This window comes from Streptomyces cinnabarinus, from assembly GCF_027270315.1.
Lineage (GTDB): Bacteria > Actinomycetota > Actinomycetes > Streptomycetales > Streptomycetaceae > Streptomyces > Streptomyces cinnabarinus.
Map to the genome: position 1 here is coordinate 2,010,991 of NZ_CP114413.1, position 20,212 is coordinate 2,031,202.

Consider the following 20,212-nt stretch of genomic DNA (forward strand, 5'->3'; position numbering starts at 1 on the left):
CTCTTGTTCTACGCATGTAGACCACCGAGTCTTTATCCACCCCACAGACGCGTGCCCCCCAAGCGCGCGTCGCCAATGAGGAGGACTCCCTCGGATGGCACAACTGCGTAGCAAGAAGCTCCGGTTCGCCGCGATAACCAGCCTGGCGACCGCGGCACTCGTCGGCGGACTCACATCCCTGCCCGCCCAGGCCGCCCCGGCCGAGGGCCGGGTCCTGGCCGCCGACTCCCCCACGGCGATCAAGGACAGCTACATCGTCACGCTGAAGAAGGGCGCCGGCTTCAAGGCGTCCTCCAGCGAGGGCAAAAGCCTGATCAAGGAGTACGGCGGCGCCGTCGGGAAGACCTTCGGCAAGGTCCTCAACGGCTACTCGGCCACCCTCTCCGCGGCCGAGGCCAGAAGGCTCGCCGCCGACCCGTCGGTGGCCTCCGTCGAGCAGAACCAGCGCGTACAGCTCGCCGACACCACCCAGTCCAGCGCGCCCTGGGGCCTGGACCGCATCGACCAGACCTCCCTGCCGCTGTCCGGCACCTACACCTACCCGGACTCCGCGGGCAGCGGCGTGACGGTCTACGTCATCGACACCGGCGTCCGCATCACCCACACCCAGATCAGCGGCCGTGCCTCCTACGGCTACGACGCGGTCGACGGCGACACCTCCGCCGGCGACGGCAACGGCCACGGCACCCATGTGGCCACCACGATCGCGGGCTCGACCTACGGTGTCGCCAAGAAGGCGAACATCGTCGCGGTCCGGGTGCTGAACAACAGCGGCTCCGGCACCACCGCGGGCGTGATCGCGGGCATCGACTGGGTGACGGCCAACCACTCCGGGCCCTCGGTCGCCAACATGTCGCTCGGCGGCTCCGCCTCCACCTCACTGGACACGGCGGTCGCCAACTCCATCGCGAGCGGCGTGACCTACGCGGTCGCGGCGGGCAACAGCAGCGCCAACGCCTCCTCGTACTCCCCGGCCCGGGTCGCCTCGGCGATCACGGTCGGCGCCACGACCAGCACCGACGCCAAGGCCGGCTACTCCAACTACGGCTCGGTCCTGGACATCTTCGCCCCCGGCTCCTCCATCACGGCCGGGTGGTACACCAGCGACACCGCGACCAACACCATCTCCGGTACGTCGATGGCGACCCCGCATGTCGCGGGCGCCGCGGCGGTCTACCTCGCGAACCACACCTCGTCCACCCCGGCCCAGGTCGCCTCGGCCCTGACCGGCGGCGCGACCACCGGCAAGGTCACCAGCGCGGGCACCGGCTCCCCGAACCGGCTCCTGAAGCTCGTTCCGTAGCGCGTGCGCAACCCCCGTCACACCTGAACCACCCGTTCCCCGGAGGTGCCCCACTCGCCTCCGGGGAACCGGCTTGTCCGAGCCGTCGCCGTCTTGACGGCCCCCGCGGGCCTGCGCCACATTGAAGCCCGGCATCCGGCGCTTCGGGGGGCAAAGTCGCCAATGCAGACGTTAAGGCTCAAGACATCCTCATCGGACGGCGCCCAGCGCGTGCGACCAGGACCGGGGGACCTGGCGCCACTGCTGGCGGGCGCCGCGACGGCCGTGGGGGCGGCCGGCGCGCTGCTCACGTTCGCCGACAGTGACTCGCCGCTGCGCGGCCCGCTCACGCTGTTCTTCCTGCTCGCCGCACCGGCCGCGGCCATCGCCGCCGCCCTGCGCGGGCTCGAACCCTTCGGCCGGACCATCGCCGCACTGGCGGGCGCGGTCGTCGTCAACATGCTGGTGGCCCAGGGAATGCTGGCCGTGCACCGGTGGTCCGCCGAGGGCGGCATCGTCGCCGTGACCGCGATCAGCTCCCTGCTGCTCCTGCTCGTGTCGGTACGGCGGCTGCGCGGCCGTACGGAAAGAAGGCGGACTCCCTGACGTGGACATCAGCGTGTACCGCCCCGGCGAGCTGACCGCCGCCGACCGGACGGCGTGGACGGCGATGCAGTCCAAGGCCCATCTGCACGGGTCGCCCGAGCTGGCGAACCCTTTCCTTTCACCCGAGTTCGCGCTCGCGGTCGGCCGCTGCCGGCCCGGGGTGCGGATAGCGGTCGTCCGGGAGTCCGGCGAGCCCGCCGCGTTCTTCCCGTACCAGCGCACCGCGGCCGGTGTCGGCCGGGCCGTCGGGCTCGGGGTCTCTGACGCCCAGGGCCTGGTCCACCGGCCCGGGTTCGGCTGGGACACCCGGGAGCTGCTGCGCGCCTGCGGGCTCGCGGTGTGGGAGTTCGACCATCTCGTCGAGGGGCAGTCCGCGTTCGCGGCCGAGGCCACCGGCACCTTCCCCTCACCGGTCATGGACGTGGACCAGGGCTACGAGGTGTATCTCGGCCAACTCCGGGAGCGCTCCCCCAAGTTCACCAGGACCACGCTTGCCAAAGAGCGCAAGCTGGGCCGCGACCACCCGGACGTGCGGTATGTGCACGACGAGCGGGACCCGGCCGCGCTGCGCACCCTGATGGAGTGGAAGTCGGCGCAGTACCGCAGGACCGGGCGCAGCGACCGCTTCGCGTCCGACTGGATCACGCGGCTGGTGGAGCAGCTCTTCCACACCCGGACCGAGTCGTTCGCCGGGGTGCTGTCGGTGCTGTACACCGGCGACAAGCCGATCGCCGCGCACTTCGGGCTGCGGACCGAACGGGTGCTGGCCTGCTGGTTCCCGGCGTACGACCCGGCGTTCTCGAAGTACTCCCCCGGTCTGGTGCTGCACCTGCGGATGGCCGAGGCGGCCGCCGCCGACGGCATCGCCTATCTGGACCTCGGCCGGGGCCAGAAGGAATACAAGGACTCCCTGAAGTCGCGCGAGCTCAGCGTGGCCGAGGGGTGGGTGACCCGGAGTCATCCGGTGGCGTTCGGGCATCGGGCACGGCGTGCCCCGGTGCGGGCCCTGCGCAATGTCGTGGTGTCCCGCCCGGAGCTGTTCGAGCCCGCGGACCGGCTGCTGAAGCGGGTGGGCAAGATCCGCTCAGGTCGGAAGTAACGGATAAACCAACAAAAACGTGAGGCCTGGTTCCAGGTCTTGCCATACGGACGCAATAGTCAATACCGTCATACATCTCACCCGCATCGGACCACCACTTACGCGGACCAGGGGAGGGCTCAGGGCCGCGGTGGCACCCGGCGCGGGGCGCGGTAGGGGGGTGCCGCACTCGGTCGGCGTACTGGAGGTACGCATGACCGGGGCGTGCCGCGCAATCGGCTGTCGCCTTGGCGGGAGCCGGTGAGTTATGCCAGTGAATAACCCCCCTTTCGAACCGGACACACAGCCGGGCCGCCCCAGGGGCGGGCGGTCCACCGGACGAGAGGGACCAGACTCATGAGCTCAGTTCTGCGCCCGGCGGCCTCGGGTGACAAGTACCGCACGGCCGGGGCGTACCGGCCCGTCTCCTCGCATCTGGCGATAGCGCCGCCGGTGAGCGTCGTCATCCCGGCCATGAACGAGGCGGAGAATCTTCCGTACGTCTTCAAGACACTGCCGGACTGGATCCACGAAGTGGTGCTGGTCGACGGCAACTCCACGGACAACACCGTCGAAGTGGCCCGCGAGCTGTGGCCGGAGGTGAAGGTCGTGGAGCAGCGTGGCAAGGGCAAGGGGGACGCCCTGATCACCGGGTTCGAGGCGTGCTCCGGCGACATCATCGTGATGGTCGACGCGGACGGCTCGGCCGACGGGCAGGAGATCGTCAGCTATGTCTCGGCGCTGGTCTCCGGCGCCGACTTCGCCAAGGGGTCGCGCTTCGCCAACGGCGGCGGCACCGACGACATGACCTTCATCCGCAAGCTCGGCAACTGGGCGCTGTGCACCATCGTGAACCGCAAGTTCGGCGCGCGCTACACGGACCTGTGCTACGGCTACAACGCCTTCTGGCGGCACTGCCTGGACAAGATCGACCTCGACTGCACGGGCTTCGAGGTGGAGACGCTGATGAACATCCGGGTGGTCAAGGCGGGTCTGAAGGTGCAGGAGATACCCAGCCACGAGTACCTCCGGATCTACGGCACCAGCAATCTGCGCGCCGTGCGGGACGGGTTCCGGGTGCTCAACGTGATCCTGAAGGAACGCTCCAACCGGCGCGATCTGCGCCGCCGCGCCGAGCGCTCCCCGATGCTCGACTCGGTCCGGGGAGAGGTGTCTTGAGCGGTCCCGACATCTCCGTCGTGATCTGCGCCTACACCGAGGACCGCTGGGAGGACATCCTCGCGGCGGTCGCCTCGGTGCGGGCGCAGTCCCGCCCGGCCCTGGAGACACTGCTGGTCGTCGACCACAACGACCCGCTCCGGGAGCGCCTGGCCAAGGAGTACAAGGAGGCCGGGGACGTCCGGGTGCTCGCCAACGCGGGCCCCCGCGGACTGTCCGCCGGCCGGAACACCGGCATCGCCGCCTCCTACGGCGAGGTGATCGCCTTCCTCGACGACGACGCCGTGGCCGAGCGGGACTGGCTGCGGCACTTCGCCGAGGGCTACACCGACCCGCGGGTGATGGCGGTCGGCGGGCGCACCGAGCCCATCTGGGCCTCGGGCCGCCGTCCGGCCTGGTTCCCGGAGGAGTTCGACTGGGTGGTCGGCTGCACCTACCGCGGCCTGCCGCCGGGCCGGGTCCGGGTGCGCAACGTCCTCGGCGGCAACGCCTCCTTCCGGCGTACCGCGTTCGACGCGGCGGGCGGCTTCGCCACCGGCATCGGCCGCGACGGCGACCGGCTGCCCCTGGGCTGCGAGGAGACGGAGCTGTGCATCCGCCTCACCCGGGCCAGACCCGACGCGCTGCTGCTGATCGACGACCGTGCGGTGATCCACCACCGGGTGCCCGAGGCGCGTGAGCACTTCGGGTACTTCCGCACGCGCGCCTACGCCGAGGGCCTGTCCAAGGCGCTGGTGGCGCGGAGTGTCGGCGCGGACAAGGGACTTGAGTCGGAGCGCCGGTACACCACCCGGGTCCTCCCGGCCGGGGTGGTCCGCGGGCTGCGGGACGCGGTGCTGGCCCGGCCGGGGGGCGCGGGCCGCGCGGGCGCGATCGTCGCCGGGGTGCTCACCGCGGCCGGTGGGTATGTGATCGGCAGCGTTCGGGCACGCAGGGGCGGCGCCACGTATGCGGTGGCGGCGATCGAGGGGGCGGAGGATGACTGACCGGGCCGAGACGACCGACGTCGCCGTGCCGATCCTCATGTACCACGCGGTGTCGTCCGAGCCGAACGACGCCACCCGTGGGCTCTCGGTGTCGCCGGAGGCGTTCGCCGAGCAGATGGCGGTCATCGCCGGTCTGGGCCTCAGCCCGGTCGGCACGGCCGAGCTGGCGGCCCGCTGGCGGCACGGACGCCCGCTGCCCGCGCGGCCGGTGCTGGTGACCTTCGACGACGGCTATGAGGGCGTGCACCGGCACGCCCTGCCCGTGCTCGCCAAACACGGCTTCCCGGCCACGCTCTTCGTCTCCACCGGCTGGCTGCGCGGCCCGTACGACACCGGCGGGGCCCTGGACACCATGCTGGACTGGGACCAGGTCCGCGAACTCGCCGCGGCCGGAGTGGAGATCGGCGGCCACAGCCACACCCACCCGCAGCTCGACCAGCTCCCGGACGACGCGCTGCGCCGGGAGCTGATCCTGTGCAAGGAGATCGTCTCGGACCAGCTCGGTACCGTCCCCGCCTCGTTCGCCTACCCGTACGGCTACTCCAGCCGCCGGGTCCGCGAGGCGGTGCGCGAGACGGGGTACGCCCAGGCGCTCGCCGTCGGCAACGGCCTCGCCCGCCGCCGGCAGGGCCCGTACGCGCTGCGCCGGGTCACCGTGCGCCGCAGTACCGGCGCCGAGGAGTTCCAGCGGCTGGTCGAGGGCCGCGCGATCACCCGTACGTTCGCCCGGGACCTCGCCCTCACCAAGGGCTACGCCATGGTCCGCAGAGCCCGACAGGTACGCCGGAAGGCCGGCCGAACCCGTGTCTGACACGACGACCACGACCGAGGCCGCGCAGCCCGCCGCCCAGGCGCCCGAGCAGTCGGGGCGCGGCAGTCAGCTGTTCCGCAACGCCTACGCCCTGATGCTCAACACCGGTATCTCCGCGGTGCTCGGTCTCGGTTTCTGGCTGGCCGCGGCCCGCTACTACTCCGAGTCGGCCGTCGGCCAGGGCTCCGCCGCCATCGCCGCGATGAAGTTCCTCGCGGGGCTGACCGCGGTGGCCCTGACCGGCGCGCTGGCGCGGTTCATCCCGATCGCGGGCCGCGCCACCGGGCGGCTGATCTTCCGTACGTACGCGGGCAGTTCGGTGATCGTGGCGCTGGCGGCGGGGGTCTTCCTGCTGACGCTGGACGTGTGGGGGCCGTCGTACCGCTTCCTGGACACGCCGGTGGCCGGGGTCGGTTTCGTGGTCGCCGTCGTCGCGTGGAATCTGCTGACGCTCCAGGACGGGGTGCTGACCGGGCTGCGCAGCGCGCTGTGGGTGCCGGTCGGCAACACCGCGTTCTCGGCGGTGAAGCTGGGCCTGCTGGTGGCGTTCGCGGCGGCGGTCCCGACCACCGGGGTGTTCGTCTCCTGGGTCGCGGCCATCGCGATCTCGGTGCTGCCGCTCGGCTGGCTGGTGTTCCGGCGGCTGGTGCCACGGCATGTGAAGTCGACCGCGGAGCACACGAAACAGCCGTCCCTGAAGGAGATCGGCAAGTTCCTCGCGGGCGACTACACCGGCTCGCTGTTCTCGCTCGCCGTGGTCTACCTGATCCCCGTGATCGTGGCCGCGCAGGTCAGCTCCGAGGACAACGCCTACTTCTACATCACCGCCACCATAGGCGGCACGGTCAACCTCCTCGCCATCAACATGGGCGCCTCGCTCACCGTGGAGGGCTCGCACGACCCGAGCCGACTCGCCGCCAACACCCGGGCCGCGTTGAAGCGGATGGCGAAAATCATGGTCCCGGTCGCGGCGGTCCTGTTCTTCGGGGCGCCGTGGATCCTCGGTGTGTTCGGCGCGGGCTACGCGGACGCGGCCACCCCGCTGCTGCGCTGGTTCGCGGTCGGCGGGCTGCTGCGGGTCGTGATGGAGACCTACTTCGCGGTGCTGCGGGCGCAGAGCCGCACCGCCGGACTGGCCTGGCTCCAGGGCCTGTTGTGCGCGCTGGTGCTGGGTCTGACGCTGGCGCTCCTGCCGCGGATGGGGCTGACCGGCGCGGGTGTCGCCGAGATCGTCTCGCTCGCGGTGATCGTGGCGATCGCCGCGCCCAAGCTGTACCGGACGGTGCTGACCGCGCCGCCCGAGGTCCCCGCGGGCGCGGCGCCCGACGGTGACCTCGCGGACCTGGGGACGAAGGAGGGGACGACCGCGCGCAGGCCCGCCTGGGCGCTGGACTCCGACACCCTCGGCCTCGGCATCCATGTCGACTTCGACCACCTGGAACGCCGGCCCGACGTCCGGCCGGGCCCCGGCACCCCGCCGACCGGACTGCCCGCGGTGCGGCGGCCCACGTGGGCCGTGGGACTCCCGGTCGAGAAGCGCGAGCCGGAGGTGGACGCACCGTTCGAGGCGGAGGAGAAGGCGGTCGTACCGGACGTTCCGGAGGCGGTACGGGAGGAGGAGCCGCGCGAGCCCGAGGAGGAGCCCGTGGCGGCGGGGCTGCTGCCGACCCGGCTCGGCGTGGTCCTCGGCTGTCTGCTGACCGCCGCGCTGCTGCTGTACTGGGTGCCCGCGCTCCGGCTCGGCGAGGCCGATCTGGACGAGATGGGCGGGCTCGGGCTGATCTCGGTGCTGCCCATGTCCACGCTGATCGGCGCCGGGCTGCTGGTCACCGTGTTCGCCTCGCTGCTCTGGCTGGGCCGCGAGCACCGGGCGCTGCTGCTGGTGACGCTGCTGGCGACCGTGGTCTCGCTGCACGCCCTGCCCGCGCTGATCGAGACCGAGCCGCGGTTCGCCACGGCCTGGCAGCATCTGGGCTTCCTGGACCACATCGACCGCACCGGGTCCGCCGTACCGGACCTGGACGCGCGCTGGAGCTGGCCGGGTTTCTTCGCGGTGGCCGCGTTCGTGGCGCAGGCGTGCGGGATCTCGGATCTGACCGAGGTCATCCGCTGGTGGCCGCTGACGATGCAACTGCTGTACCTGGTCCCGATGTTCCTGCTGACCCGTTCGATGCGGGCGAGCTGGCGGGCCCGCTGGACCGGGATCTGGGTGTTCGTGCTCAGCGGCTGGGTCGGGCAGGACTACTTCTCGCCGCAGGGCTTCACCTATCTCCTCTATCTGGTGTTCGCGGCGATCCTGCTGGTCTGGTTCCGGGCGCCGCGGGTGATCTGGACGAGGGTGCGGCCGGGCGAGCTGGAGGTGGAGCCGACGAACCGGCGGCAGCGGGCGGTGCTGCTGCTGGTCGTGATCGGGCTGTTCGCGGCCAGCGTCCCGGCCCACCAGCTCACTCCGTTCGTGATGCTGGGCGTGCTGGCGGGGCTCGTGCTCGTCGGCCGCAGCGAACTGCGCGGGCTGCCCATCCTGTTCGGGGTGCTGGTGATCTCCTGGATCGGCTTCATGGCGGAGCCGTACTGGTCCGGGCACTTCGACGAGCTGTTCGGCGGTGTCGGCGGCGTCGGCTCCAATGTCTCCTCGTCGGTCTCCGGCCGGATCGAGGGCGGCAGCTCCACCCACAAGCTGGTGCTGTACACCCGGGTGCTGCTGGCCGGCGGGGTGATGGCGATGGCCTGCTGGGGCTGGTGGCGCCGCCGCGATCACCAGTACCGCGAACGCTCCCTGCTGGTCCTCACCTTCGTCCCGTTCCTCGGCTTCGGCATGCAGAGCTACGGCGGCGAGATGGCGCTGCGCGTCTTCATGTTCGCGCTGCCGGGCGCGGCTCTGCTGGCCGGGCTCGCGCTGTTCCCGCGTACCGGCGTCACCGCGAAGGAGCGCGACAAGGACCGGGTGAGCCTCGCTCCGCTGGCCGCGTTCCTGGCGGGCCTGGTCCTCATGGGCGGCTTCCTGGTGACCCGTTGGGGCAATGAGCCGTTCGAGCGGGTCAGGCCGGGCGAGGTCGCGGCCATGGAGTACGTCTACGCCCATGACGATCCGAGTCTGCGGCTGCTGTGGCTGAGCAACGACACGGTCAACGTCGTGACGCCGTCGATGCCGTGGGGCGCGCGGGACATGGAGAAGGTGGAGTATCTGCCGACACTGGCGCCGGTCGATCCGGTGCTGGTGTCAGGCCTGGTCAAGGCGCTCAAGGACGCGGGTCCGAACTCGTATCTGATGATCAACCGCAGTCAGGTCACCTATCTGCGGCTCGATGTCGGCTACTCGGACAGCTGGGAGCCGCGGCTGATCCAGAACCTGGACCGGCGCCAGGAGCTGAAGAAGGTCTTCGTCAACGAGGACGTGACGATGTACGCGCTGCGCAAGCAGCCCGCCGGCGAGGTCCCGAAGGCCGATCCCGGGCCGATCGGGCCGCAGGTGACCTGGACGCCGTGGTCGGTGGTCGGGGCGCTGGCGGCGCTCGCGCTGATCGTGCTGCTGACGGCGCGCGAGGTGGTGCGGGTCGCGGTCCGGCCGAGCGTGCGCCAACTGCGGTGGCTTCAGAGCACGTTCTGGTTCTCGCTGCCGTTGCTGGCGGTGCTGCTGGCGTCGCTGGTGCAGCGGTTCCTGACGATCGAGTAGGCCTGTTCGAGGCTCAGGTGGCTCCTCGGCCGAGCCATCTGACCTCGTAGGCCTGCAACTTGATCTTCTTGTCGTCGACGGTCGCCTCCGTGGACCGGTCGAGGGTGTTCACCACCAGGGCGGTCCGGTCCGTCGCCAGCACCCGCACCTGGGGCGCGGCGGTCAGGTCCCGGTACTCGGTGCCCGGCGGGAACTCGGCCGTGAACCGGGCCAGCAGGTCGTACATGGGCAGTTTCCGCCCGCCGTCGGCGCCGCTGGTGGGCGTCCACAGGCAGCCCGGGCACTCGGTGCCCTTCTCGGCCTCCGGGTTCCAGTAGAAGCCGGATCCCGCGCCGCCCTTGGCCATGGCGATCAGTCCGGCGGCGTGCACGGCGGTCCGGCGGGTCTCCGACCAGCCGTGCCGGTTGTCGTCGCCGTCGGCGGGCTCGACGTAGTACTCGGCCCACCACAGGGGCAGTTCGTCACCGGTCTGCCGGCGCACCCACTCGCCGACGGCGGTGAACTTGTCGGTCGCCGCGAACTCGTCGGGGAGCAGTTCGTCGTCCCGGGTGTAGCTGGAGCCGTCGACGACGACGAAGTCCGCGCCCGCCTTGTGCTGGTTCCAGTAGGAGAACGCGTCCAGCACCCGCCGGTCCATCGCGCCCCAACGGCCCTTGAGGCTCGGGGAGGCGTGCTCCTCGCGCGGATCGAGGCTGTCCATCACCAGATACGGGCCGCCGACCATGATCTCGGGGTTGACCTTCTTCAGCGCCCGGTAGACCCGGTTGTACAGCTGGGTGTACCCCTCATGGTCCCAGCGGGCCTCGGCGTCGTTCCAGAAGCCCTTGAACTCGTTCCACACGATGAAGTGCCGTACGTCCGGATAGCGTTTGGCGACCGTCGCCGCGAGCGCCGCGAAGTCGTCGAAGTGCTCGGGGTCCGGGGCGGTCTCCAGAGCCGCCTGGCTCCAGTCGGTGTTGTCGACCCCGGCCTCGCCGCCCTTCATCCAGTCCGGGGCGCAGCACAGGGTGACGACCGGGGTGCCGCCCGAGGCGCGGACGAAGTCGATCCGGCGGTCCATGGCCTCGAAGTCGTAACGCCCCCGCACCGGCTCGGGGTTGTCGGCGCCCCAGCCCATGATGTGCTGGATCTGCGGCAGCCCGCCGCTGTCGGCGATGCGCTCCTCGACCCGCTTCGTCGCGGCCGCGCTGCCCTCGTCGGCGCTGAACTGGGTATGGGTGAACCCCCAGCCCACCTCGGGTTTCGCCGCGCCGGTCGTGGGGGCCGGGGTGCCGTGCACCTTGTCGCCGTCGCGTGAGGTGCCCTCGGTGCTCGCGCCGTTGCCGGGCAGCGTGTTGAGCAGGGTCACCACCAGGGCCAGAGCGGCCACGCCCACACCGAGCAGCGCGGTGAGCCGCCACCGCCGTGCCCCCGAATTCCACCCATGTCGTCCCATCGAGGGCAACGGTAACCGGGGTGACGGGCACGGGGGCAGGTTTCTGCGGTGAACAGTCCCGTCTCGTTCCCGGTGAACGGTCCCTCTCGTTCCCGGGGCACGACCTACGGGGGAAATCCAGTGCGCGGCGGGCCTTCGTGCCGGATCATGGCGACATGTCTGCGAACCCACACGACGCTCTGCCGATCCGGCTCAACGTCGACGACAGCGACTCCCCGTCCGACGTCGTCGACGCGCTGTTCCTCGGCCGCTTCGCGACGGGCGAGCAGCCTTACTCGCACGCGGCGAACATCGACCGGGTACGCTCCGGCGCCACCCTGCTGCCGCCGGGCGCGCGGGTGCTGCGCGTCGCCCGCGACGACGACCGCAGCGCGACGCTGGCGGAGGGCGACGGCTGGACCGTGCTGATCTCCCGCTGGAACCGCGGCGCCGACGTCACGGTCACCGCGACCACCGCGGAACTGGCGAAGAAGGTCCTCGACCAGGCCACCGACGGCGCGGCGGACGAACCCGAGCCACAGCCGGAGAACGTGACCATGGGCTTCTGGTACGTCTCCCCCAGGCGCGGCCCGCACCGCACCACCCGCCAGATCTCCGCGGGCACCTGGGAGGAGGTACGGGCCAACTACACCGCGCCGGTGGCGGACGCGATGGACGGCCTGATGAAGACGACCCCCGAGGACATCGCGGGCCGCCTCCTCCTGCTGCACGGCCCGCCGGGCACCGGCAAGACCTCCGCGCTGCGCACCCTCGCCCGCTCCTGGCGGGACTGGTGCCAGGTGGACTGCGTCCTGGACCCCGAGCGGCTCTTCTCCGACGTGGGCTATCTGATGGACATCGCGATCGGCGAGGACGACTCGTCCGGCAAGGGCCGCTGGCGGCTGCTGCTCCTGGAGGACTGCGACGAGCTGATCCGCGGCGAGGCCAAGCACACCGCGGGGCAGGCGCTGTCCCGGCTGCTGAACCTCACCGACGGACTGCTGGGCCAGGGCCGCAACGTCCTGGTCGGCGTCACCACCAACGAGGACCTGGAGCGCCTGCACCCGGCCGTGGTCCGCCCCGGCCGCTGTCTGGCTCGCATCGAGGTTGGCCCGCTGACCAGGTCGGAAGCGGTGGGCTGGCTGGGCGCGGAGGAGGGTGTGGGCCGCGAGGGCGCCACGCTGGCGGAGCTGTACGCACTGCGCCGGGGCACGTCCCCGACGTCGCTGCCGGAGCCGCGGGGCGGGGCGGACGCGGGGCTGTACCTGTAGTGCTTTGATGGTCCTATGCCCCTGTTCATCGGCACCTCGGGGTGGCAGTACAAGGACTGGCGGGAGGTCCTGTACCCCTCCGGGTGCCCGATGCGCCTGTGGCTGGAGGAGTACGCGGCTCACTTCGCGACGGTAGAGCTCAACAACGCCTTCTACCGGCTGCCGACGCGGGAGAACTTCGAGGCGTGGCGGGAGCGGGTACCCGGGGACTTCGTGATCGCGGTGAAGGCGAGCCGCTACCTGACCCACATCAAGCGCCTGCGGGACCCCGGGGAACCGGTGACCCGCCTCATGACCCACGCCCAGGGCCTCGGCCGCCACCTGGGCCCGGTCCTCCTCCAGCTCCCCCCGACCCTGCACGCCGACGCCGCTCTCCTGGACGCGTGCCTGGCCTGCTTCCCGTCCGGCACACGGGTGGCGGTGGAGCCGCGCCACGACTCGTGGTGGACACGGACGGTCCAGGAGGTCCTGCGGTCCCACGGCGCGGCCCTGTGCTGGGCGGACATCGCGTCCCGCCCGGCGACCCCGTTGTGGCGCACGGCGGACTGGGGCTACGTCCGCTTCCACGAGGGCGCGGCCCGGCCCTGGCCGCGCTACGGCCGACAGTCCCTGTCGACGTGGGCGACCCGCATCGCGCAGACATGGCCGTCCGGCCGGGATGTGTACGCGTACTTCAACAACGACCCGGGCGGCGCGGCGGTGAGGGACGCGACGGAGTTCGCACGGGTGGCGACGAAGGCGGGGCTGACGGTGACGAGAACACCCGACCGGGTTCCGACCTCCTAGCCGGTCAACTTCCTTCCGCCGGCGCCGAACTGCCCTCACTCGTCCTCGTACGCCGCCCGCAGAGCATCCCGTACGGCGGCCAGGGCGTCCGCCTCGCCCAACCCGAGCCGCTGCACCCGCTCCGCGTACGCCTGCGCCGCGGCCGCCGCTTCCCGTTCCGCGGCGGAGCCCGCGGCGGCGACGAACGTGCCGTTGCGCCCCCGGGTCTCGATCACCCCGTCCGTCTCCAGCGCCCGGTACGCCTTGGCGACCGTGTTCGCGGCGAGCCCGAGCGACTCGGCGAGCCCGCGCACCGTCGGCAGCCGGTACCCCACCGGCAGCACCCCGGCGCGGGCCTGCTCGGAGATCTGCGCCCGCACCTGCTCGTACGGCGCCGCGCTGTCATCGATGTGGATCTTCAAGGTCACGGACCGATTGTCCCGTACCCGCGGGAAAATGAGAGGCACGGGGACACGGCCCGCCCGTAACGTGCGGCCATATGACCATCATCGTTCGCGAGCTCGGCTCCGAAGTCCGGGCTGACCTGGAGGGTTTCGCCGCCGTACGGCACAGCGCCCTCCCCTTCTTCCTCATCACCAGGGACTCCCTGGCCTACGATCTGGCCCACATGCATGCCGACGCCCGCTATCGGCCGCTGGTCGCCGAGGAGGACGGCGAGATCATCGGCACCGCGCAGGTCGGTCTGCTCCACGAGAGCCCGGAGCCCGGCCAGGCCTTCGTCAATGTGTATGTGCACCCGGAGCACACCCACCGCGGCGCCGGTACGCAACTGGTCCGCGCCGCCGAGGAGTACCTGGCCGCCCAGGGCGCCACCCGGCTGCTCGCCTGGGTCCTGGACGAGCCCGGCAACCGCGTCTTCGCCGAGGCGCACGGCTACCGGGCGAGCCGTTCCGCGCACTTCCTGCGCCTGGACCTCGCGAACCGCGCGCTCCCGCCGCTCGGAACCCCGCCGCCCGGCGTCGAACTGCGCCCCGCCGCCGACTTCGCGGACGATCCGCGCCCGGTGTTCGAGCTGGACGCGGAGACGGTGGCCGACGAGCCCAGCGACGCCGGCGCCGAGCTCACGGACTACGAGGCCTGGCTGGACGAGACCTGGCGGCACCCGCTCATCGACCACGAGCTCACCACGGTCGCCGTGGTCGACGGCAGGCCCGCCGCCTTCAGCCTCGCCCGCACCGACGGCGCCACCCGCTACGCGTCCGGCATGACCGGCACGGCCCGCGCCTTCCGCGGCCGGGGCCTGGCCAAACTCGCCAAGAACGACTCCCTGCACCGGGCGCGCGCGGCGGGGTACACGGAGGCTTTCACCGGCAACGACACCGGGAACGAGCCGATGCTCGCGATCAACAAGTGGTTCGGGTACGAGGTGTGCGCGACGGAGGTGCGGTATGTCCGTGAACTCGGCTGAACCGGGGACGCGGCTGGAAGTCGTCCTGGTCAAGGGCGGGCGTACGAAGATCAGTTACTCGGCGGAGCTGCTCGCCGACGACGGTGACCGGATCGCGGTGCGCGCGCCCTGGGCGGGCGACGGGGTCCGTGACTTCGGCTTCGTGCGCTTCGAGGCGGGCGATGTCTTCACGGAGTACTACTGGCGGGACCGCTGGTACTCGGTGAAGGAGGTGCGCACCGCCACGGGCACCCTGAAGGGCTGGTACTGCGACATCACCCGCCCCGCGACCCGCTCCGGCACGGAACTGATCGTGGAGGACCTCGACCTGGACCTGTGGCGCTCGGCCGACGGCACGGACGTACGGCGGCTGGACGAGGACGAGTTCGAGGAGAGCGGCCTGGCGGAGCGGGACCCGCGGGCGGCGGCATCGGCCGTGGCCGCCCTCGACGAACTGGAGGCACTGGCCCTGACCGGCGACTTCACGTCGCTCCTCGCCTAGACCGACGCCACCACCGCATACCGCTCGTCGTCCACGGCCCGCCCCCACAGTCGCTCGTCGTCCGACAGCCGCTCCACCCGCAGGTCCCCGGCGATGGGGGCGAGCAGCCCGGTGAGCAGGTCGGCGGGTAGGCCGACCGGGCTGACCGTGCCCCACACGCCCTCGACCAGGACGAGCCGTCCGCCCGGCCGCAGCAGCCCCCGCCACTGCCGCAGCACGCGCCCGGGGTCGGGCAACGCCCACAGCACATGCCGGACGAGGAGGACGTCGTAGCGCTGCTCGCCCACGGGCGGCGACGTCGCGTCACCGACCAGGAACGCGGCGTCACGCCCGGCGAGCTTGGCGCGGGCGAGGCCGACCATGGCCGGGGAGCTGTCCACCCCGGTGACCCGGTGTCCCTGTTCGGCCGCGAGCAGCGCCATGCTGCCGGTGCCGCAGCCGAGGTCGAGGATGTCGCTCGGCCGTCCGGGCAGCCAGTCGCGCAGCCGTGCGGCCCAGGCCCCGCGCACCTCGGGGTCGCGCAGTCCATGGTCGGGTTCGTCGTCGAAGGAAGCCGCCGCCGCGTCCCAGTCGGTACGCGGTGCGATCGCGTCGTCACCGTTTTTCGCCATGTGCCCGAGGGTGGCACGCACCACTGACAGTCGAATCGTGACAGTGGCCACTGACAGAACGCCCGCCGATGAGGAATCCTCACCCAAAGGGTCTACCTCCGTGACAGCGCGGATTCCGGTAGGCACTGAAGGAGGCAGCCATGCGCCGCGTCACCGTGCAGAAGCCCCTGAGGAAGACGGACTCGCGCCGGACGTCCCGCGAGGAGACGGACGAGCGTCCATCGGGACGCCCGGAGGTCCGCAAGGACATCGCAAGAACCTGGTGGCCGGACGGCTGACGTCCGACCCCCTCGTTCCGGACGTGCGCCGCGGCTACCTGATCTCAGTCTCAGCACTCCCTTAACGCCACCATAAGGATCTCCATCGCCCGCTCCCAGCAGGCGATTTCACGGTTTTCTCGGGCTAGCTTGCTGATCGCCCCCCACCGGGTCGGCCAAGCAACCGACGACCGTTTCCCAGGAGTTCCTCATGCCCGCACGCCGCAGGGTCGCCACCGCTGCCTCCGTCGCCTTCGCCGGCGTCGCGCCGCTCGTCCTGACCGCGCTCGCCGCCGCCCCCGCGGCGGCGCACGGCTCGATGGGCGACCCCGTCAGCCGGGTCTCGCAGTGCTACGCGGAGGGCCCGGAGAGCCCCAAGTCCGACGCCTGCAAGGCGGCCGTCGCGGCCGGCGGCACCCAGGCGCTCTACGACTGGAACGGCATCCGGATCGGCGACGCCGCCGGCCGGCACCAGGAGCTGATCCCCGACGGCAAGCTGTGCAGCGCGGGCAGCGACGCCTTCAAGGGCCTGGACCTGGCCCGCGCCGACTGGCCGGCCACGGCCGTCAGCAGTGGGTCGCACACCTTCAAGTACCGGGTGACCGCCCCGCACAAGGGCACCTTCAAGGTGTACATCACCAAGCAGGGCTTCGACCCGGCCAAGTCGCTGGCCTGGGGCGACCTGGATCTTCAGAACCCGGTGGCGACGGTCACCGACCCGGCCGCGTCCGGCGGCTTCTACACCTTCTCCGGCTCCCTGCCGAAGCGTTCCGGCAAGCAGGTCCTGTACGCGGTCTGGCAGCGCTCGGACAGCCCGGAGGCGTTCTACTCCTGCTCGGACGTGACCTTCGGCGGTTCCGGCAGCGGCGGTGGCGCCACGACCGGGACGTCGCCCGCGCCCTCCGCCTCCGCCCCCTCCGAGGAGCAGATCGAGGACGGCGCCGACGAGTCGTCGGTCGAGCACAACGGCCACGGCGACCAGGACGCGAGCACCTCGGCGGAGCCGGTCGCGAAGGAGGCCGAGGACGAGCCCACCGCCGCCGCGGCCAACCGGCCCAAGGCGGCAGGTGCCACCGAGAACCTCGCCGAGACCGGCGGCGACAGCAGCACCTCGTACATCGCGATGGGCGGCGCCGCGGCGCTGGCGCTCGGCGCGGCGGCCTTGTTCATGTCGGTCCGGCGGCGCGCCGTCGGCGGTACCCGGCACGGCCGCTGACCCCGGCTCCCCGAACTCCGGGGTCTGACCGGCGGCTCAGGCTGGTCAGACCCCGGCGGTGCGTCAACTGAACACCGACGCGCAGGTGGTGCGGGTGGCCTTCGCCGGATCGAGGGCGTTGGCCACCTCGTGGAAGGCGATCCGGTCCAGCAGCCCGATCGCCAGATGCTCGGACAGATCGACCGGGCACAGATCCTGCAGCAGCACATTGCGTACGTCCGCACCGTCCAGGAACTGGCTGCGGTACGGCGTGACCACCTCGTCGTACTTGGTCGCGATCACCGTGTACTTGACCCCGGGCACGGTGTCGCCGCCCGCGTTCAGCTTGGTGAGGAACGCGGAGCCGACGATCTGGTCGGCGAGTCCGGGTGTGGCCGCGGAGATCAGGTCCTCGGCGCCCGGGAAGTACGGCAGCAGGTTGGTCAGTCCGGACAGGTTGGTGCCGTGGTTGTCCGGTGCGATGCCGACCAGGGCCTTCACCTCGGCCGCTCCGCCGAGGAACTTCAGGTAGTAGCGGGGCATCATCCCGCCCTGCGAGTGACCGACGAGGTCCGCCTCGGCGGCGCCGGTCGCGGCGAGCACCTTGTCGACGAAGGCGTCCAGTTGCTCCGCCGACTTGTCGATCGGTCCGAGGCCGTAGAAGAACGGCACTCCGGGCAGCTGGCCGTAGTCGAGCGAGAAGACGCAGTAGCCGCGCTTGGTCAAGTAGGGCGCGAGGCCCAGCCAGTTGTCGACCTTGTTGCCCAAGGTGCCGTGCACCAGGACGACGGGGCGGGGGTGGGCGGCGGACGGCTTGCAGGAGTAGTCGTTCCAGCCGGAGCTTGACGCCTCGGCGGCGTGGGCACCGGTGGCGGCGGGGACGACGGCGACCGCGGCAGTCAGCAGCAGCGCGGTCACGGGTCTGAGCAGTCGTTTCCAGGGCAGCATCGGGTGATCTCCTTGCAGATCAAGGGAGTTGCGATGGCCTTACGCCCTGTGATCCGGATCACGGGATACTGGTTCACTTGTCAAGTTACGGACCAGTAGCTCAAGGGGGAAGTTACGCGTCAGTAAAAACTTCCAGTGATAGTCGGCTACTGGTGTAGTGCGTCGGCGAACCGTCACCAAGAGGGGCGAATGGGCCCCTTGGGCGCGATCCGCAGCAACTGCCGCCCCAATTCCCGCACTTCCGCCTCCCCCAGCACCGCGCCCCACTCCCGCACGACCTCCGCCGCCGCCTCCTCCGCGGCCCGCGTACTGGCCCACCCGAGCTCGGTCAGCACGAGCAGCCGGGCGCGCGCGTCCCGCGGATGGGGCCGCCGCTCGACGTACCCCTTGCGCACGAGCTCGTCCACGAGCTGGCTCGCGGCCTGCTTGGTGACCCCGAGATGCGCGGCGACGTCGGAGACGGTGGCCCCGCCCGCCGCGATCCGCGTGAACGCGAAGCCGTAGGCGGACTTCCCCTCATGACCGCGCGCGGCCACGCCGTCGTTGATGCGTCGCACCAGCTCACCCGCGGTGGCGAGGAGCGCGAAGGACAGGGAGAGGGCCTCGGAGTTCTGCACGGGGGCATTCAAACACCCTTGACGATCCGGTCAAGCAGCTTGACCATAGGGGCGGCACAACTAGTCAAGCAGCTTGACCATTTTCCTCTGGGGGACAGCCATGCCCGTAATCCGCTCGTCCGACGCCGTGACCCACGAGATCCACGGTGCCCGTTTCGTCTCGTACGCCACCCCGCTCACCGGCAGCAAGGAGCTGTGCGCCTGGCGCGGCGAGGTCCCGCCGGGCATGAAGGGCCCGGCGCACACCGTCAGCAAGGAGGAGATCCTGCATGTCCTCATCGGCGCCCTGCGCATCACCCTGGACGCCGACACCACCGACATCTCGGCGGGCGACACCCTGATCATCAACGCGGGCTCGACGCTCGCGCTCGAGAACCCGACCGATCAGACCGCGCTGACCTGGGTGACCACGTCCGTCGGCCTGACCGCGGACCTGGCCGACGGCACCCGGATCACTCCCCCGTGGGCCAACTGACCCGCGCCACCAGCAGTTCGGAGCGCACCAGCTCCAGCAGCCGCCCGGCCCAGTTGCGCCCCCGGCCGTCGCGTTGGTCCTTCCAGTAGGGCGCCTCGTCGTAGCCGGTGTAACTGATCCGCGCGTCCTCGGTGGACAGCAGTACGTCGGCCAGTTCGGGATGCTGACCGAACTTGGCCCGCAGCAGCGCGCCCATCACACCGACCCGCAAGTCCGCCCAGCCGTCCCGCCGCGCCGCCCGTCCGCCCAGCTCGTGGGCGTCCCGGGGGGTGGCGGCGGCACGGATGCGGTCGTGGTCGGCGGGGTCGGCGGCGGCCAGGGCCCAGTAGGCGTGCAGGACGGAGGCGTAGGTCCGGCCGCCGAACTCGATCGGCACGGGGTAGTCGTTGCGCAGCACGAACAGCCCGGGTGTCTCGGGCCAGCCCCGGGGATAGACGACCTCGTTGGACACCAGGGTCGGCCGGCCGGGCCCGTCCTGGTCGTCGGCGTGCAGTACGGCGAGACGTTCCTTCTCCGCCCGGACACCCTCGTCACCGCGGTCGAAGTAGTCCAGGGCGTCCCGGTGCATCTCGGCGGTGGCCACGGGCCCGTCCCCGTCGACGGCTTCACCGAGGTCGGTGAGCAGGATCCGCAGCGGCCGGTCCTGGAGGTCCATGTCGCCGAGGATGTAGATCCGCAGATGCGCGGGCACGCCCAGATACGCCTCGCGCAGCAGCTCGCGGCGGGGCTCGGACCGGTCCTGCTGATACTGCCGGATCGCCTCGTGGAGCCGGTCCCGGGCGGTCGGGCGCCCGCTCAACTCCTCGATCTTGTCGGCGACTTCGAGAAAGAAGCTGTCCGGTGTGCACACCTCGGGACTGCGCGAGCCCCACTTGGGCGCGTCCGCCGGGCGGTCGGGGGCAGCGGGGTCCCGGGCCGAGATCCACCCGGACCCGAGCTGCTCCGCCAGCTCCTCCAGATCCATCCGCTCCTGACAGCGAACGGCACCGTCCGCGAAGACGTACAGGTCCTCGACGGCGAACTCCTCGCTGTACGGAACCCACCGCCACACATGACACCAGGCCCCGTAGATCTTCTCCCCGTCAACGACCCGATAGGTCGGCCCCCGCCAGCTCATGAACGCACCCTAACCGT

20 protein-coding genes are annotated in these 20,212 nt (G+C 71.3%); 14 read left to right on the top strand and 6 right to left on the bottom strand.

The annotated features are described in order from the left end of the window. Window positions 1-94: 94 nt before the first annotated feature. The 7 genes from STRCI_RS09055 (at window position 95) to STRCI_RS09085 (ending at window position 9,615) form a co-directional block, all read left to right on the top strand. The gene (locus STRCI_RS09055) at window positions 95-1,303 is read left to right on the top strand and encodes a S8 family peptidase (RefSeq protein ID WP_269658340.1); all 1,209 of its coding nucleotides are present in this window, start codon (window positions 95-97) and stop codon (window positions 1,301-1,303) included. A 210-nt stretch (window positions 1,304-1,513) separates the two neighbouring features. After that, entirely contained in the window at window positions 1,514-1,888 is a 375-nt protein-coding gene (locus tag STRCI_RS09060; protein WP_336298794.1) for a hypothetical protein, read from the top strand. A gap of 1 nt (window position 1,889) precedes the next feature. Further along, entirely contained in the window at window positions 1,890-2,987 is a 1,098-nt protein-coding gene (locus STRCI_RS09065) for a GNAT family N-acetyltransferase (RefSeq protein WP_269658342.1), read from the top strand. A 336-nt stretch (window positions 2,988-3,323) separates the two neighbouring features. Then, on the top strand, window positions 3,324-4,145 hold the full coding sequence (locus tag STRCI_RS09070; RefSeq protein WP_269658343.1) for a glycosyltransferase family 2 protein: 822 nt from the start codon (window positions 3,324-3,326) through the stop codon (window positions 4,143-4,145). After that, on the top strand, window positions 4,142-5,131 hold the full coding sequence (locus STRCI_RS09075; protein ID WP_269658344.1) for a glycosyltransferase family 2 protein: 990 nt from the start codon (window positions 4,142-4,144) through the stop codon (window positions 5,129-5,131). The genes STRCI_RS09070 and STRCI_RS09075 overlap by 4 nt, the downstream gene beginning before the upstream one ends. After that, window positions 5,124-5,942: a polysaccharide deacetylase family protein gene (locus tag STRCI_RS09080; protein WP_269658345.1), complete on the top strand. Its 819-nt coding sequence runs from the start codon at window positions 5,124-5,126 to the stop codon at window positions 5,940-5,942. Before STRCI_RS09075 ends, STRCI_RS09080 begins: the two co-directional genes overlap by 8 nt. After that, window positions 5,935-9,615 (top strand): lipopolysaccharide biosynthesis protein, encoded by a 3,681-nt coding sequence (locus tag STRCI_RS09085; RefSeq protein ID WP_269658346.1) that lies wholly within the window; start codon window positions 5,935-5,937, stop codon window positions 9,613-9,615. The genes STRCI_RS09080 and STRCI_RS09085 overlap by 8 nt, the downstream gene beginning before the upstream one ends. A 13-nt stretch (window positions 9,616-9,628) precedes the next feature. On the opposite strand, the gene STRCI_RS09090 is transcribed toward STRCI_RS09085, so the two are convergent. Then, window positions 9,629-11,050, bottom strand: a complete 1,422-nt coding sequence (locus STRCI_RS09090) for a GH39 family glycosyl hydrolase (RefSeq protein WP_269658347.1) — start codon at window positions 11,048-11,050, stop codon at window positions 9,629-9,631. Window positions 11,051-11,205: 155 nt separating this feature from the next. On the opposite strand from STRCI_RS09090, the gene STRCI_RS09095 reads away from it, so the two are divergent. Together STRCI_RS09095 and STRCI_RS09100 are read left to right on the top strand one after the other, a co-directional pair. Then, a complete protein-coding gene (locus STRCI_RS09095; protein ID WP_269658348.1) occupies window positions 11,206-12,300 on the top strand; it encodes a DUF5925 domain-containing protein in 1,095 nt (364 codons plus the stop codon). A 15-nt stretch (window positions 12,301-12,315) separates the two neighbouring features. After that, window positions 12,316-13,086 carry a DUF72 domain-containing protein gene (locus STRCI_RS09100; RefSeq protein ID WP_269658349.1) on the top strand — a complete coding sequence of 257 codons (771 nt, stop codon included), beginning with the start codon at window positions 12,316-12,318 and terminating at the stop codon, window positions 13,084-13,086. Window positions 13,087-13,121: 35 nt separating this feature from the next. Here the strand turns inward: STRCI_RS09100 and STRCI_RS09105 are convergent, their stop codons facing one another. Continuing rightward, a complete protein-coding gene (locus STRCI_RS09105) occupies window positions 13,122-13,493 on the bottom strand; it encodes a GntR family transcriptional regulator (RefSeq protein ID WP_269658350.1) in 372 nt (123 codons plus the stop codon). A 71-nt stretch (window positions 13,494-13,564) separates the two neighbouring features. Here STRCI_RS09105 and STRCI_RS09110 point away from each other — a divergent pair, with 71 nt between their 5' ends. Both STRCI_RS09110 and STRCI_RS09115 read left to right on the top strand, forming a co-directional pair. Then, entirely contained in the window at window positions 13,565-14,494 is a 930-nt protein-coding gene (locus tag STRCI_RS09110) for a GNAT family N-acetyltransferase (RefSeq protein WP_269658351.1), read from the top strand. Further along, window positions 14,475-14,975: a ribonuclease FAU-1 family protein gene (locus STRCI_RS09115; RefSeq protein ID WP_269658352.1), complete on the top strand. Its 501-nt coding sequence runs from the start codon at window positions 14,475-14,477 to the stop codon at window positions 14,973-14,975. The genes STRCI_RS09110 and STRCI_RS09115 overlap by 20 nt, the downstream gene beginning before the upstream one ends. Here STRCI_RS09115 and STRCI_RS09120 read toward each other — a convergent pair. Next, entirely contained in the window at window positions 14,972-15,586 is a 615-nt protein-coding gene (locus STRCI_RS09120) for a class I SAM-dependent methyltransferase (protein WP_269658353.1), read from the bottom strand. The genes STRCI_RS09115 and STRCI_RS09120 overlap by 4 nt on opposite strands. 140 nt (window positions 15,587-15,726) lie before the next feature. Between STRCI_RS09120 and STRCI_RS09125 the strand changes: the two genes are divergently transcribed. Continuing rightward, complete coding sequence (locus tag STRCI_RS09125; RefSeq protein WP_269658354.1) at window positions 15,727-15,864, top strand: hypothetical protein; 138 nt, start codon at window positions 15,727-15,729, stop codon at window positions 15,862-15,864. Between the two features lie 190 nt (window positions 15,865-16,054). Beyond that, window positions 16,055-17,059 (top strand): lytic polysaccharide monooxygenase auxiliary activity family 9 protein, encoded by a 1,005-nt coding sequence (locus STRCI_RS09130; protein WP_269658355.1) that lies wholly within the window; start codon window positions 16,055-16,057, stop codon window positions 17,057-17,059. A 63-nt stretch (window positions 17,060-17,122) separates the two neighbouring features. Here STRCI_RS09130 and STRCI_RS09135 read toward each other — a convergent pair whose 3' ends face one another. Further along, complete coding sequence (locus tag STRCI_RS09135) at window positions 17,123-17,986, bottom strand: esterase/lipase family protein (protein ID WP_269658356.1); 864 nt, start codon at window positions 17,984-17,986, stop codon at window positions 17,123-17,125. Between the two features lie 173 nt (window positions 17,987-18,159). Next, the gene (locus tag STRCI_RS09140) at window positions 18,160-18,603 is read right to left on the bottom strand and encodes a MarR family winged helix-turn-helix transcriptional regulator (RefSeq protein ID WP_269658357.1); all 444 of its coding nucleotides are present in this window, start codon (window positions 18,601-18,603) and stop codon (window positions 18,160-18,162) included. 100 nt (window positions 18,604-18,703) lie between these two features. Here STRCI_RS09140 and STRCI_RS09145 point away from each other — a divergent pair, with 100 nt between their 5' ends. Further along, window positions 18,704-19,078: a cupin domain-containing protein gene (locus STRCI_RS09145; RefSeq protein WP_269658358.1), complete on the top strand. Its 375-nt coding sequence runs from the start codon at window positions 18,704-18,706 to the stop codon at window positions 19,076-19,078. On the opposite strand, the gene STRCI_RS09150 is transcribed toward STRCI_RS09145, so the two are convergent. Next, window positions 19,056-20,195, bottom strand: a complete 1,140-nt coding sequence (locus tag STRCI_RS09150) for an NADAR family protein (protein WP_269658359.1) — start codon at window positions 20,193-20,195, stop codon at window positions 19,056-19,058. The two genes, STRCI_RS09145 and STRCI_RS09150, sit on opposite strands and share 23 nt — an antisense overlap. Window positions 20,196-20,212: the final 17 nt, after the last annotated feature.

Coding starts and splice junctions, on each gene's coding strand:
- STRCI_RS09055 (WP_269658340.1), top strand. CDS start 95: ATGGCACAACTGCGTAGCAAGAAGCTCCGGTTCGCCGCGATAACCAGC.
- STRCI_RS09150 (WP_269658359.1), bottom strand. CDS start 20,195: ATGAGCTGGCGGGGGCCGACCTATCGGGTCGTTGACGGGGAGAAGATC.
- STRCI_RS09125 (WP_269658354.1), top strand. CDS start 15,727: ATGCGCCGCGTCACCGTGCAGAAGCCCCTGAGGAAGACGGACTCGCGC.
- STRCI_RS09095 (WP_269658348.1), top strand. CDS start 11,206: ATGTCTGCGAACCCACACGACGCTCTGCCGATCCGGCTCAACGTCGAC.
- STRCI_RS09145 (WP_269658358.1), top strand. CDS start 18,704: ATGCCCGTAATCCGCTCGTCCGACGCCGTGACCCACGAGATCCACGGT.
- STRCI_RS09100 (WP_269658349.1), top strand. CDS start 12,316: ATGCCCCTGTTCATCGGCACCTCGGGGTGGCAGTACAAGGACTGGCGG.
- STRCI_RS09115 (WP_269658352.1), top strand. CDS start 14,475: ATGTCCGTGAACTCGGCTGAACCGGGGACGCGGCTGGAAGTCGTCCTG.
- STRCI_RS09120 (WP_269658353.1), bottom strand. CDS start 15,586: ATGGCGAAAAACGGTGACGACGCGATCGCACCGCGTACCGACTGGGAC.
- STRCI_RS09070 (WP_269658343.1), top strand. CDS start 3,324: ATGAGCTCAGTTCTGCGCCCGGCGGCCTCGGGTGACAAGTACCGCACG.
- STRCI_RS09090 (WP_269658347.1), bottom strand. CDS start 11,050: ATGGGACGACATGGGTGGAATTCGGGGGCACGGCGGTGGCGGCTCACC.
- STRCI_RS09110 (WP_269658351.1), top strand. CDS start 13,565: ATGACCATCATCGTTCGCGAGCTCGGCTCCGAAGTCCGGGCTGACCTG.
- STRCI_RS09135 (WP_269658356.1), bottom strand. CDS start 17,986: ATGCTGCCCTGGAAACGACTGCTCAGACCCGTGACCGCGCTGCTGCTG.
- STRCI_RS09130 (WP_269658355.1), top strand. CDS start 16,055: ATGCCCGCACGCCGCAGGGTCGCCACCGCTGCCTCCGTCGCCTTCGCC.
- STRCI_RS09080 (WP_269658345.1), top strand. CDS start 5,124: ATGACTGACCGGGCCGAGACGACCGACGTCGCCGTGCCGATCCTCATG.